Here is a 12,591-nt window from a genome sequence, read left to right on the forward strand (position 1 = left end):
CGCCGTCTCCGCCACGAAGTACAGGCGAACCCGCGCGTGGGGAACATTGCCGGGAACGTCGCCGACCCGACCATCTGGAGTTGCACCACTCGGTCTTCAGCGATGGAGTCGAGGTCGCTTGGGCGTAGAGCGACCCTCACCGTTCGCTCAAAACCACTCCCGTAGAATTATTTTGATGTGTTAGTTGTCATAAACTAGTCGGATTATTGCCGCGGGACTGCTGCGTCGGGTGGAGTTTCGCTTCCATTGCTCGTCCGGTGCCGGCGGTGGGGAGGCGGCCCGGAGCTGATCGAGCGAGAGCGACACCTCGGTGACCGCACCGAGTCGGGACCGTGCCGCAGGAAGCGCCTCGAAGGCGGTCGACATTCCCAACGCCCACGGCGCCGACTCGACCGGTGTCAGCCCAACACGATTGGAAATGGTCGGACAGCCGGCTGATGGCGAGCTTCACCTCGATCGGCGCTTTTCGAATCGATGGTCAATCGATTCGCTACCGGGTCCGCTGGAATGTTTGCAGCAGCTGGTGTCACGGGAGTGTTCGCCGCAGTCGGACGAGGCGCTGTCTCGGGCGCTGGCCGATCTCGGTCATGTAGTCGCGCGCAGGTCCCGCTGCCCGAGATTTCCGAGTAGTGCACGAAGGCGTCCGGAGTTCCGTCGTCGGGTGCGATGAACCGAAGCCCTTCTCGCCGTTGAACCTTCACAATGTCCTGCGCCACCTACTGCGACTCCCGACTTCGCCGCCCGTCATCGATCAACGAGAGCCGATCCGTCGAGCGACCGCCCGGTGACGTCGACGGAACCCACTTGCCCCTGCCGCGTATGAAATCCCTGGTCAGCCGACTCCAGAATTTCTGTAGTGGCGAGTGTAGACATTGAGGTGTCACCGCTGTAGAGTTCCTTTCGTCGCAAGGAAAGAGTTCACGAGGTGCGGGAGAGGATGAACTGCCCGTAGAGAAGTGCCGCAAGACCAGGATGTGCCGGGCAAGGGATGATGTGAGTGTGTAAGGCCCCGGCATTTCCGACCGGCGGCCGGGCAGCAAAACGAGCCTGGCAGCCGGTAAAAGTGCAGTGAACAAGGAAGTGAAACCCGCTCCGGCCCCCGGTGCCTCACGGCGCCGGGGGCCCTGTCCGTTGGAAAGGTGTCACCCCATTCAGCAAGACTCGCCCGATCACAACCCGGCCGGGAAGCTCGACGACGAGGACTACCCGGCCTACAGCATGGGCCACGCCGCCGAGATCCTCGGCGTGACACAGGCATTCCTGCGCAGCCTCGACTCCGCGAAGCTGCTCACCCCCGGACGCTCAGACGGCGGCCACCGCCGCTACTCCCGATACCAGCTGCGTCTCGCCGCCCGAGCCCGCGAACTGATCGACCAGGGCACCGCACTCGATTCCGCGTGCCGCATCATCATCCTCGAAGACCAACTCGCCGAGGCCCGACGCATCAACACCGAACTCCAGCACCCCCACCGCCCCAAATCGGACGGGCCCGGCCCCGCATCCGGCTGAAACACCGCCGCCTGTTGCCGAACGGGAGATGAAGATGTCCAAGGACCAACCCGCGGGAGCCTTCGACAACACGGTGTCGCATGCGGTCCCCGATGGTGATTCAGATTCGCGCATACCGCAGACTCCGGCCGAGTCCGCTACGCCGGCCGCGGGCGCTGCGAAACACCCGCAGTTCTCCGCGCGGGTGGACCCCGAACTGCTGCGGCAGGTGAAAATCGAAGTAGCCACCCGTGGAACGACTATGCAGGCAGCGACGGCCGAAGCATTCCGGCTGTGGCTGTCCTCGAAGTAGACCCGATATCCGGGCATGAGACCATCCAAGGTGAGTGCGAGTGTCTCACTTCATTCTTTCGGGGAACATGACCACCACACAGGAGTTCGTGATACCCGTCCACCGCACGGTGGTCGAGACCGAGCCAGCAGGGAAACGCTGGGTGGTGGTTCTTCCGCAGTGCCAGCCAGGTCACAGCTTCCAGAGTCGGAGCAGTGCGGCACGCAGGCTGGCGGAGATGATCCGGTGATCGGTGGCCAGCCGGGGATTGGGGTGCCCGAGGGCGGCGAGCTGCTGCTCGGCGTCGGCAACCGGCAGCGGCTGCAGGTCCGCTCGGGTGCGCAGGAGGTGGCCGAAGGCTTTATGGGTGTGCGGGATCGCGATGGCGTCGGAGTCCACGACCGCCGGCGGGTAGATCCATTCGTTGTCGTCGGTGACGAAGATGACGACGTCGCCGCGGTTGAGGCGGGCACGTCGGTCGCCTGGGCGGAACCATTCGAGCTGGTATGTCGCTGCCGGCCCGGTGGCGGCACCGGATCGGTGCGCCTGGGTGGCGGCCCATGCCTGTTTCTCGGCCGGGCTGGGTTCGTATTCGACGATGTGCCGCAGGAACATCCGGGTAACCCGTGCAGGAAGGAAATCCAGTTCGGCGCGCATCCGGCCACCGATTCCGGGGATCGGCACCGACCGACCGATCTGCCATTCGGTGCTGGCGTTGTCGAGAAACACCTGATCGACCTCGGTGATCTCGTCGATACCGTCGATGAACGTCCAGGCGGCGGCGACGATCTCCGGGTCGTCGGTGATGACGACGGCCTCATCGGCGATCGTCGAGCTGTGGGAGGCATTCGCGGAGCCGATGACCGCTCGCCGACTGGTGGCGATCACGCCTGCGTGCAGGTTCGGTGACGACAGGACCCGGACACCGGCCTCGACGTAGTACGCGAGCGCAATCGGCGAGGTCACATGCGCGCGCACCGCCGCCCGGGAAGCGTTCACGACGAGGAGATCACCGGCCCGCAGTGGCAGCAGAGCGGGTGCGTCCTCGCCCAGGTATGCGATCGCGGCATGCCGCGGCCCCCTCACTCGAATGGCGCGGGTGATGTGCGGCCAGGGACTCGGCCCGTGAAATGTTGTCCCCATACGTCGAACGGTAGCGCGGGTGGGATGCGCTGTACCCCTATTGGCTCGGGCCCGGATCGTACGGTGCAGCCCATGAGGCCAATTGCGCCGCCGGTCTCTGCGAAAAATGGTGATGAACTGCGGATATGACACGTCCCCATCTCATAGGGCGACGACGCGTGCCGCCTTACAGTGGCGGCGGCGGTTCATCGCCGTGGACGAGCTTCCACCACAGTGTCGCGCGCTGACGAGGGATCGGGTCGACGATGATCACGTCGGCCCGGTCGGCGGCGGCGAGCATGTAGGGTCGGCGGCGCTCGCGCCATTGCGCGGCGACATCCCCGGGGGCCGTCGATGCTCATCGGACTTCTCGAGGGTCTCGCACGCCAGTTTCAGCCACGGGACGAGGTGGCGTTCGGCTTCTCGGCTGATTCTCCTCGCCCGCTAGGGCGTTCTCGACGAGAAGACTTGTCAGATCGCGGCGGATCCGCCACCGCAGTTCAGCTTGATCGACAATGCAGGACCGTTCGGTGGCCCGATCGTGGCCTGAGCCGGCCGAGTCACCTGGGGCGGTGCGAAGCCGTCGGGTGGCCCTGCGGGGTATGGCCCCGAATATCTCGGGCCGTTGGTGGTGATCGAGGGTGCGGGCATGGCGGTGCAGGCGTCGCACAGTTCGGTGAGCGCGGGCAACGACGGCCGCCGGTGGGTGGCGAGTTGGGCGAGCATGTCGGCGCCGAGGTCTTCGGCGCGCGCGAAGACCTCGAGCCCGTGCCGGTAGCGCATGACCGCCGCGTTCTCCCAGTGGCCGGCGAGTGTGCGCTCGCGGCGGGGGAGCCCAGCGGCAGCTGCGAAGAATCGTTCCTCGGCGTGATGCGCTCTGTCCCGTAACTCGGCGGCTGCGGCATCGCAGCGGTCGGGGGTGATGCCGCGTCGCGGGATCAGCGCTTCCCGGAACTCGTTCGCAGCGTATGCGAGGTTTGAGGGGTTCGACGGGGTGGGCGCGGGTGCGCCTGGTGAGTCCAAGCGCCATGTCGGGAAGCTTAACCGGACCGGTAGGACGGCGATTGTGCTGCCGGCTGGCCGCGACCGAGCTTGCCGGCCGGGTGAGAACGCGCACCAGCGGCACCGGCTCGACATCAGTGCTGGTGGTGTCGTATCCGCCCCTGGATTGTTCTTTGACCAGCAGAAATGACACGTCCCCTGCCCCGGGATTCGGTGCGCTGGTAGTCTGGTCGCCGCGCTCCCACCCGGGAGATTCCTGAGGTCTGTCGTGGTCGGCTTCAGAGGTGGCAATGAGCTTGTGGCACAAGTGTATCCAAGTGCCGCAGCCCCCCTGGGTGGATCAACTGTCTCGATTCCGCCCCAGGGCGTCGGCCTCGATTTTGTGGGGCGGCGGCAACCAGCTGTCTTTGGAAGGGGATCGGATCGAGACGGATGGAGGAACCGCATGAGCGAGCAGCGTGGACGCGACTTCAAGGTCGCACCCTTCGGAGGTCGCGCAGATCGGACAGCGGAGGAAGCGGCGCCCGCAGACCGCGGTCCAGCTCCCAGCCGACCGGCCGGGTCAGGCCGTCGTGGGAATGGCGATCTCAGCTCTGCCGTCGATGGCCGATAGCAGGTAGTGCGGACAGGTGACCACCTGCCGAGGAACGGGAATCGCCTGACAGTCGGTATCGAGATAGAGGCGGTATGCGAGCTGCCCGCGTCGATGGCCGCCGGTGTCCGGGTCGACGGCGCCGAGGAAGTACCCGTGCGCGTTGTCGACGGTCGAGAAGATCGCCCGCGCCCACTCGGCGGGCTCCGCGGGCGGCAGATACCGTGGCACGCCCGTCTGCGCGTCGACGGTGTGCACGATGACCGTGACGGCGAACGCTGCGCTCGATGGCGGTCCGGCCGAGCTCCAGCCGGAGCTTTCTGACAGAGAAACCTTCACGGCAGGCGTACCGTGGGCAGCCTCCGGGTGACGAATTGTCGAAAGTGGTCGGCGGCGAGGTTGAGGTTAACGGTGGCCGAGGACGTCTCCGGCCACGCGTGCCGTGAGGCCTTTTATACCTCGACGACGATTTCCACTTCGACGCACGCATTCAGGGGCAGCGCTGCGACACCGACCGCGCTTCGTGCGTGTTCTCCGATTTCCGGGCCGAAGACTGCGGCGATCAGTTCGCTCGCACCGTTGATCACTTGCGGCTGATTGGTGAAAGACGGAGCGGAGGAGACGAATCCCACGACCTTGACGACACGTTTGACCGCCTGCAGGTCACCGGTCAAGGCGCGTACGGCAGAGCGTGTTCACCGCGCAACGCTGTGCGGCTTCCTTGGCCTCGGCGGGCCGGCGCGAAGGCCCTCGGTACAGCCTCGCCGGGCACATCCACCAGCTGCGCGCACCAGGAGCCGGTCGCCCAGTGGATAATCGTTGACGCAGCACCGACTGGCGGTGCCGTGTACGCGAGGGGAGAGATGGTGCCGGGCAGCAGGAGGGTCGCGGCGCGGCCGTTGCAGCGGGCGGCGTGCACCACACTGTGGCAGCAGTTGCAGGCGGATCTGCAGCGTCGGCTGGCAGAGGGGGAATTCGCCGAGGTCTTCCCGGGTGAGCTGGAACTACGCGACGAGTACGGGGTGAGCCGGTCCACCGTGCGGGAGGCTCTGCGCGCCCTGCGCGAGGACGGGATCGTCACCGCCGCCCGCGGCCGTGCCCCCCGCCTCGGTGGCGACGTCGAGATCTCCCAACCCCTCGGGGCCATCTACAGCCTGTTCGAGTCGGTGGAAGCGGCGCACCTGCATCAACGCAGCATCGTGCGCCGCCTCGACGAGCGGCGGGACGCGCACGCCGCGGTCCGTCTCGGGCTCGAGGAGTCGACGCCGTTGATCTACCTCGAACGGCTACGCCTGGCCGACGAGGAGCCGCTCGCCCTGGACTGCGCGTGGCTGCCCGCGGAGCTTGCCCGGCCGCTGCTCGACGCGGATTTCACCCACACCTCCCTCTACGACGAACTCGCCGGGCGGTGCCGGGTGCGACTGACCGGAGGCCGCGAGCAGATCCACGCGGTCATCCCCACCGCCGCCCAGCGCCGTTTGCTCGAACTGGGACCCGATACCGCCGCGATGCGGGTCCAGCGGACCGGCACCGTCAACGGCGTCGGAATCGAATGGCGCACCACCGTAATCCGCGGTGACCGATTCAGCGTCCTCGCCGACTTCTCCGCCCGCACCGGCTACACCGTCCACCTCAGCGGCGACAACCCTGCGCCGTCGCGGTGAACCATCCCGTGACGGAAAGGCTGATCGCCTGGGAAAAAGATGCGGACGTGTGGTCCGGCGGTCATCACGTGGCGGTGCGCCTGGCCAACAGACTGCTGGCTTCCTGCGCGGCGCTGCCCCCGTCCGCCAGATGTGCCTGCCGAACGGGCCGGGGAAGGTCATGGTGGGCCATCGCCTGCGCATAGAGACGGCTGGCGCGGTACGACGAGCGCACGAGCGGTCCGGCCATGACGCCGGCGAAGCCGATTTCCTCGGCGGCCTTCGAATGCTCGACGAACTCCTCCAGCTGGCCCACCGTTTCGACGGGATGGTGCCGCGGTGACGGGGCGCAGGTACTGGGTGATGGTGAGGATGTCGCAGCCGGCCTGATGCAGGTCGATCTTCGTCTGCTGCACCTCCTGCGGGGTCTCACCCACACCGGTTTTCGGGGATCACGGCGTGAATCTGCCGGACTGTATTGGCGTAGAGCCAGGCACCCTCGTCGGGGAGATCATCGCGGGCGACCCCGGTGACGGTGGAGTCCCGCAGTCCCATCGCCTGCACGGACTCGGCGACCTGGCGGGGCTCGGCGCGGTCGAGATCGGTGGGCTTGCCGGTGTCGATCTGGCAGAAGTCGCAGCGGCGGGTGCACTGATCCCCGCCGATGAGGAAGGTCGCCTCACGGTTTTCCCAGCATTCGTAGATGTTGGGACAGCCGGCTTCCTCGCGGACCGTGTGCAGCCCTTCGCGTCTGACCAGACCCCTGAGTTCCGATTACTCGGGCCCCATCATGGCGCGGGTCTTGATCCAGTTCGGTTTGCGTTCGATCGGGGTTTCGGTGTTGCGGACCTCGATGCGAAGCAGCTTCCGGCCTGCGGGAATAGCGGTCATGGTATCGGCTTTCTACCATTGTCGGCTGACGAGGATATCAAGCACTCCCTCGGGTGCAAGCGTGTGACGGACCGCGAGACGGCTCACTGCAGTGGCGCCGACCGGATTGGCGTTGTCTGCACACAGCACTCCGAATTCGTCGACGACGTTGGGCTCCCCGCTGCAGGGCGTCGTGTCCGTGAGTTGCACATTCGGAGAACGGCCGCGGTCTTCGGCTGCGCCCGTCTCGGTGCTGTGAGGGCAGCGCTGTCGGTGGTGGACCCGCCACTGCGGTGGACGAGGCCACCACCGACATTGTCAGGAGTGCGATGCCGGAGCAGCCACTTCGTCCCACGCGGTGTAACCGCCGATCAGATCGGTGGTGCCGTTGTGGCCCCGCGCCCGCAGCAGGCTGGCGGCCACACTCGACCGCCACCCGCTGCGGCAGTGGACGACCAGCATTTTGCCCTGCGGAATCTCTCGGTGACGATCGGCCAGTTCCGGTAGGGGTATGTGCACGGATCCTTCGATGAAGCCGCTGTCACGCTCACCCGGATTCCGAACATCGAGCAGCGTGATCGCACGACTGTCAAGCAGGGCGGCGAGCTCGGACACCTCGATACGATCGGTGGATTCCACGAGATCGGCGAGCGACGTCGGGAACGCGGGGCCGGGGCCGGGTGTGGTGTTGTTGAATCCGATGACGTTGTCGTAGCCGATGCGCGAGAGCCGAAGCGCCGCTTCCTGTGCGTCACCGGGAGCCGTAACCAGAACGATGCGGTCCTCGAGCGCTGCCACCATGCCGCACGTCTCGGCGAATCGTCCCGCGAGGCCGACGTTGACCGACCGAGCCAGATGGGCTTGCGCGAACTCCTCGGGAGTGCGGGTGTCGATCACGACCGTGTTTCCGTCCGCGACGTGTGCGCGGAGGACGTCCCCGGTCAACCTCGGCAGGGTGCGCGATCCGGTCAGGATCGTCCGAACGCGGCGGTTGAGGTCCGCGTCGGTCTTGAAGTAGCCGGGGATGGACGGTTGACCCGAGGTGACGAGGGTGACGAAGTCGTCCTCGCTCATCGGCTGGACCGATTGATTGGTCAGACGTTGTTCGCCGATGGTCGAGACCAGGTCGGCGGACATGTTCTTCCCGCATGAGGACCCGGCACCGTGTGCCGGCATCACCTGGACGTCGTCGGGCAGGTTCAGCAGTGTCTGGTGGATTGTCGTGTACATAGCACGCGCGAGGTCGGTGTTCGTGCCGTCCCCGAGGTTCGCCAGGTCCGGGCGTCCGACGTCACCGATGAACAGCGAGTCGCCGGTCAGCACCGCGGTCGGGGCAGCATCGACGCGTTCGCGGATCAACAGGCTGATCGACTCCCAGGTGTGGCCGGGGGTGGAGAGGACCTCGATGTCGACGTCACCGAGCGAAATGTGCTCACCATGCCGGAGCCGGCGGATGGGGTAGTCGGTCTGGGCGGCCTCCCCGAATCCGATCCACGCGCCGGTTGCCTCGACGAGTTCGAGGTGTCCGGAGACGAAGTCGGCGTGGAAGTGCGTGTTGATCACGCCCTCGATCTGCAGGCCGCTGCGCTGTGCTTCCTCGAGGTAGTCGGTGATATCGCGGCGCGGGTCGACGACGATCGCTTTCTTGGTGGTCTCGTCGCCGACGAGGTAGGAGGCGTGCGAGAGGCATTCGAGGTAGAACTGCTTCAGTATCACTGGGATGCTCCGTTATTCTGGGTGGGGGAGAGGGTCTGCCGGGCGCGACATGTGGCCGGCCCGGGGAAGTGCTGGACAGTGGTGTTCATTGAGGTACTAGGCCTAGGCTGCGGGCCGCGACGTAGCCGGCGACGACGACCAGCAGCGCAGCGAACGCCCGGGTCAGCGCGGCCTCGGAAACGCGTTGCGTCGCATATTTACCGGCGATCGAACCGATGATGGCTGCGGCCGCGACCGGCAGGATGATCGTCGCGTCGAGGGAATCCTCGCCGACTCGGGCACCCAGAGCGAACGCGGAATTGAGGGTGATCACGAGCAACGAGGTTCCCACTGCCACCGGCATCGAGTATCCGAGGAACAGGACCAACGCCGGAACGATCACGAATCCGCCTCCGACGCCGAAGAATCCGGTGAGCAGGCCGATGGCGGTGCCGGTGAGCACGATCTTGACGGCGGTGACGACTCGACCGGGGCTGCGGTTGTCGTCGGAACCAGTCACCTCCTCCCGGGCCCCGGTGGTGGTGGGCGCACCGACCGTGACCGGGGTTCGCGCACTGTCGTGCTGCGCGCTGGACCGGGTGGTCGCTCTCATCAGCAGGGAGATCGCCACCACCATCATCAACACCGAGAACGCGGCCAGCGTGGCAGCGGGGGAGACAAGCCGACCGAGTGCCGTTCCGGCCGATGCTGCGCCACCACCGACCGCGCCTAGGCAGATGCCGGCGCGCCAGCGCACCCGTCCCCCTCGTGCGTGCGCGAGCATCGCGACCGCCGACGAGATACCGACGATGACCAGGCTCTGGGTGATGGCTGTCTGCAGTGGTTGATGCAGGAGGTAGACGAGGGCGGGAACGGTAATGATCGAACCGCCGCCACCGAGCGCGCCCAGACACAGTCCGATACAGGCCCCGAGGGCAACGGAAATCACGATCATCGGCGCGTGGGCCGACCGCTGCCAGCCGTCATCGAATCGGAAGCGGCACGGGAGGCGGTGGGACGCAGATGTGGACAGGTCAAGTCGGTGGGGGTATTCGGGCCGGCGATCGATCCCGGTGAACACGGGGAGGGACGTTCCATCGAAGCTCCTACGAAGCGGGGTTGGTCTCTGCTGCGGTGAGGTGGACGGTGTAGCCGGTGCGGGCGGAGAAGTCGGCGAGGACGCTGAATCGGTCACCGCGGATTACGGTGGTGCGCCATTCGATTCCGACGCCGTTGACGGTGCCGGTCCGCTGGACCCGCATCGCGGCGGTATCGGGTCCCAGTTCGAGCAAACGGCGCTGGGCGGCGGTGGGGATGACCGCGTGGATCTGCTCGCGGCCTCCGGTCAGTCGCACCCGGCACCGCCCGGCGAGTTCGTCGTAGAGGGAGGTGTGGGTGAAATCCGCGTCGAGCAGCGGCCGGGCAAGCTCCGCGGGCAGCCACGCGCAGTCCAGGGCGAGCGGCTCCTCGTCGGCCAGGCGTAGCCGTTCGAGGTAGATCAACGGCGTCGACTCCTCGAGCCCGAGACGGACCGCGGCGTGCGCGTCCCGCCGCTCGTCGAGGCGGCGCACGATGCTGCGTTGATGCAGGTGCGCCGCTTCCACCGACTCGAACAGGCTGTAGATGGCCCCGAGGGGTTGGGAGATCTCGACGTCGCCACCGAGGCGGGGGGCACGGCCGCGGGCGGCGGTGACGATCCCGTCCTCGCGCAGGGCGCGCAGAGCCTCCCGCACGGTGGACCGGCTCACCCCGTACTCGTCGCGTAGTTCCAGCTCACCCGGGAAGACCTCGGCGAATTCCCCCTCTGCCAGCCGACGCTGCAGATCCGCCTGCAACTGCTGCCACAGTGTGGTGCACGCCGCCCGCTGCAACGGCCGCGCCGCGACCCTCCTGCTGCCCGGCACCAATCTCTCCCCTCGCTCTTGTTGGATGTGACCCCACCAAGGTAATGTACGGACATTGAAAAATGCAATGTCCGGACATTACTCTCCGGCGACCGAAGGGTAAGGCCTGTCACGTATGTCCCCCCATTCCACACATCACGAGATCGTCATCCTGGGCGGCGGTAGCGCGGGCATCAGCGTTGCCGCTCGCCTGAAGCGGCAGGGCAAAAGCGTCTGCGTCATCGACCCCGCGGTCACGCACTACTACCAGCCGCTGTGGACCCTGGTCGGGGGCGGTTGCGCCGGCATGGACGAGAGCGGCCGACCGCAAGCATCAGTCATGCCCAAAAACGTCACCTGGATTCAGCGAGCCGCCGAGGCCGTCGACCCCGAGGCCCGAGAAGTCCGGACCGAGACCGGTCAGGTGGTCGGCTACGACCGACTCGTGGTGTGCCCCGGCATCCAGACCGATTGGGATGTCATCCCGGGAGTGCGCACCGCCCTAGCGACGCCGTACGCATCGAGCAACTACGCCCGCGAACTCGCCCCCAAGACCTGGGAACTGATCCGCAACCTGCGATCGGGCACCGCCGTCTTCACGATGCCGTCCGGCCCGATGAAATGCGCCGGTGCGCCGCAGAAGATCGCCTACCTGGCCTGCGACTACTGGCGCCAACAGGGAGTGCTCGACGACATTCGCGTCGTCCTCGTGCTGCCGACGCCGGCGATGTTCGGGATCAAGGCGTTCGCCGACGAACTCGAGCGCGTCGCCACCGACTACGGAATCGAGGTCCGGACGAACAGTGAACTCGCCGAGGTCGATCCCGACGGCCGCGAGGTTGCGATCGTCGACAACGCCACCAAGAGCACCGATACCATCGCCTACGACATGCTGCATGTCGTCGCACCCCAATCCGCTCCGGACTGGATCAAAGCCTCGCTCATCTCCGATCCGACGAACCCGGCCGGTTGGGTCGACGTCGATCAGTACACACTTCAGCACAAACGGTTCGACAGCATCTTCGCGCTCGGCGATGTTGGCTCGACACCAAACTCCAAAACCGGTGCCGCCGTGCGCAAGCAGGCTCCCGTCGTCGTCGAGAACCTCCTCGCCACGCTGCATGACACGCCGCCGACCGCCCAGTACAGCGGCTACGGATCGTGCCCGCTGACGACCTCACGCAAGACGATGCTCCTCGCGGAGTTCGACTACAGCATCAAACACACTCCCTCGATCCCGGTCATCGACACGACCAAGTCGCGTCGTGACATGTGGTATCTCAAGCGCTACGGCCTGCCGTTCCTGTACTGGAACCTGATGCTCAAAGGCCGCGCGTAGTGACGACGCGAACCGGGGCGGTCGACGGGCTGGGGGACTCCGCCCTTCCGGTCCGTCGGCGGCCACGTGCCCGAGCGCGGTCAGAAGGGCCGACGCCTGCCTCTCGCCCTGTGTCTGGAAACGTCCTTGATCAATGACCGGCGCACAGATGCCGCCGGATACCCGACGGCGAAGCCGATTTGAGAGGCCGCACTGATGAGAACGCCCGCCACGGACCAGCGTAGCCCCGCGCAGCGACACCAGCCGGAACCGTCGCTTTGGATGAGATCGACCGCAACATCCTGCGGGAGCTGCATCGTGACGCCGAACTCACGAACAAGGCGCTCGCCCGGCGGATGGGTATCGCGGAGTCCACCAGCTTTACCGTATTCGGTCCATGCGTGAGTGGGGCGTGATTCTCGGCACGCGACTGCAAATCAGTGCGGTAGCGCTCGGCTCCCCCTGCAGGCGGGGAGCTTTCGACGTGGAAGCTGATGTAGATGCTAGGGAACTCGGGCGACCACGGGAAGATCCTCGCCGGCCGCAACTCGCATGCTGCATCGCGACAGCCTGTCACCACGCAGGCCTGCGCGACGCAGGTACGCGGCCGGCGAAGCCATTGATGTCCGGGGCCTAGGGCTACAGGAGCCTTGGCTGCCACTCGAATCGAACGCTGCGCAGCTATG

General features: G+C 66.4%; 10 protein-coding genes and 4 pseudogenes. 5 read left to right on the forward strand and 9 right to left on the reverse strand.

The features are described 5' to 3' along the window. Positions 1 to 605 precede the first annotated feature (605 nt). Positions 606 to 716 (reverse strand): annotated as a pseudogene (locus OYT95_RS44595) (cold-shock protein); the annotation flags it as partial. Positions 717 to 1,068: 352 nt separating this feature from the next. On the opposite strand from OYT95_RS44595, the gene OYT95_RS43630 reads away from it, so the two are divergent. Together OYT95_RS43630 and OYT95_RS43635 are read left to right on the forward strand one after the other, a co-directional pair. Continuing rightward, on the forward strand, positions 1,069 to 1,509 hold the full coding sequence (locus OYT95_RS43630; RefSeq protein WP_442972589.1) for a MerR family transcriptional regulator: 441 nt from the start codon (positions 1,069 to 1,071) through the stop codon (positions 1,507 to 1,509). A 34-nt stretch (positions 1,510 to 1,543) separates the two neighbouring features. Beyond that, complete coding sequence (locus OYT95_RS43635) at positions 1,544 to 1,801, forward strand: hypothetical protein (protein ID WP_268792671.1); 258 nt, start codon at positions 1,544 to 1,546, stop codon at positions 1,799 to 1,801. A 171-nt stretch (positions 1,802 to 1,972) separates the two neighbouring features. Here OYT95_RS43635 and OYT95_RS43640 read toward each other — a convergent pair whose 3' ends face one another. The 4 genes and pseudogenes from OYT95_RS43640 to OYT95_RS43655 all read right to left on the reverse strand — a co-directional run. Next, entirely contained in the window at positions 1,973 to 2,923 is a 951-nt protein-coding gene (locus OYT95_RS43640; protein ID WP_268792672.1) for a phosphatidylserine/phosphatidylglycerophosphate/cardiolipin synthase family protein, read from the reverse strand. Positions 2,924 to 3,373: 450 nt separating this feature from the next. Further along, on the reverse strand, positions 3,374 to 3,925 hold the full coding sequence (locus OYT95_RS43645; protein WP_268792673.1) for a hypothetical protein: 552 nt from the start codon (positions 3,923 to 3,925) through the stop codon (positions 3,374 to 3,376). A 541-nt stretch (positions 3,926 to 4,466) separates the two neighbouring features. Continuing rightward, a pseudogene (locus OYT95_RS43650) lies at positions 4,467 to 4,787 on the reverse strand (hypothetical protein); the annotation flags it as partial. A 161-nt stretch (positions 4,788 to 4,948) separates the two neighbouring features. After that, a pseudogene (locus tag OYT95_RS43655) lies at positions 4,949 to 5,228 on the reverse strand (RidA family protein); the annotation flags it as partial. A 131-nt stretch (positions 5,229 to 5,359) separates the two neighbouring features. On the opposite strand from OYT95_RS43655, the gene OYT95_RS43660 reads away from it, so the two are divergent. After that, positions 5,360 to 6,160, forward strand: coding sequence for a GntR family transcriptional regulator (locus OYT95_RS43660; protein ID WP_268793258.1), 801 nt, complete (start codon positions 5,360 to 5,362; stop codon positions 6,158 to 6,160). 64 nt (positions 6,161 to 6,224) lie between these two features. Here the strand turns inward: OYT95_RS43660 and OYT95_RS43665 are convergent. The 4 genes and pseudogenes from OYT95_RS43665 to OYT95_RS43680 all read right to left on the reverse strand — a co-directional run bounded on the left by OYT95_RS43665 (position 6,225) and on the right by OYT95_RS43680 (position 10,575). After that, positions 6,225 to 7,030, reverse strand: a pseudogene (locus OYT95_RS43665) (lipoyl synthase). A gap of 297 nt (positions 7,031 to 7,327) precedes the next feature. Continuing rightward, the gene (locus OYT95_RS43670) at positions 7,328 to 8,725 is read right to left on the reverse strand and encodes an MBL fold metallo-hydrolase (RefSeq protein WP_268792674.1); all 1,398 of its coding nucleotides are present in this window, start codon (positions 8,723 to 8,725) and stop codon (positions 7,328 to 7,330) included. Between the two features lie 85 nt (positions 8,726 to 8,810). Next, on the reverse strand, positions 8,811 to 9,659 hold the full coding sequence (locus tag OYT95_RS43675) for a sulfite exporter TauE/SafE family protein (protein ID WP_268792675.1): 849 nt from the start codon (positions 9,657 to 9,659) through the stop codon (positions 8,811 to 8,813). Positions 9,660 to 9,810: 151 nt separating this feature from the next. Then, positions 9,811 to 10,575: a GntR family transcriptional regulator gene (locus OYT95_RS43680; RefSeq protein WP_442972607.1), complete on the reverse strand. Its 765-nt coding sequence runs from the start codon at positions 10,573 to 10,575 to the stop codon at positions 9,811 to 9,813. A 148-nt stretch (positions 10,576 to 10,723) separates the two neighbouring features. Here OYT95_RS43680 and OYT95_RS43685 point away from each other — a divergent pair, with 148 nt between their 5' ends. Together OYT95_RS43685 and OYT95_RS43690 are read left to right on the forward strand one after the other, a co-directional pair. Then, on the forward strand, positions 10,724 to 11,926 hold the full coding sequence (locus OYT95_RS43685; protein WP_268792677.1) for an NAD(P)/FAD-dependent oxidoreductase: 1,203 nt from the start codon (positions 10,724 to 10,726) through the stop codon (positions 11,924 to 11,926). A 257-nt stretch (positions 11,927 to 12,183) separates the two neighbouring features. Then, positions 12,184 to 12,321 (forward strand): AsnC family transcriptional regulator, encoded by a 138-nt coding sequence (locus OYT95_RS43690; RefSeq protein ID WP_268792678.1) that lies wholly within the window; start codon positions 12,184 to 12,186, stop codon positions 12,319 to 12,321. Positions 12,322 to 12,591 lie beyond the last annotated feature (270 nt).

The organism is Rhodococcus sp. JS3073 (assembly GCF_026810085.1).
Taxonomy (GTDB): Bacteria; Actinomycetota; Actinomycetes; order Mycobacteriales; family Mycobacteriaceae; genus Rhodococcus_F; species Rhodococcus_F wratislaviensis.

What these genes read in the sequence shown, in the direction of transcription:
- OYT95_RS43675 (WP_268792675.1), bottom strand. Translation starts at nt 9,659, where the DNA reads ATGATCGTGATTTCCGTTGCCCTCGGGGCCTGTATCGGACTGTGTCTG.
- OYT95_RS43660 (WP_268793258.1), top strand. Translation starts at nt 5,360, where the DNA reads ATGGTGCCGGGCAGCAGGAGGGTCGCGGCGCGGCCGTTGCAGCGGGCG.
- OYT95_RS43685 (WP_268792677.1), top strand. Translation starts at nt 10,724, where the DNA reads ATGTCCCCCCATTCCACACATCACGAGATCGTCATCCTGGGCGGCGGT.
- OYT95_RS43640 (WP_268792672.1), bottom strand. Translation starts at nt 2,923, where the DNA reads ATGGGGACAACATTTCACGGGCCGAGTCCCTGGCCGCACATCACCCGC.
- OYT95_RS43635 (WP_268792671.1), top strand. Translation starts at nt 1,544, where the DNA reads ATGTCCAAGGACCAACCCGCGGGAGCCTTCGACAACACGGTGTCGCAT.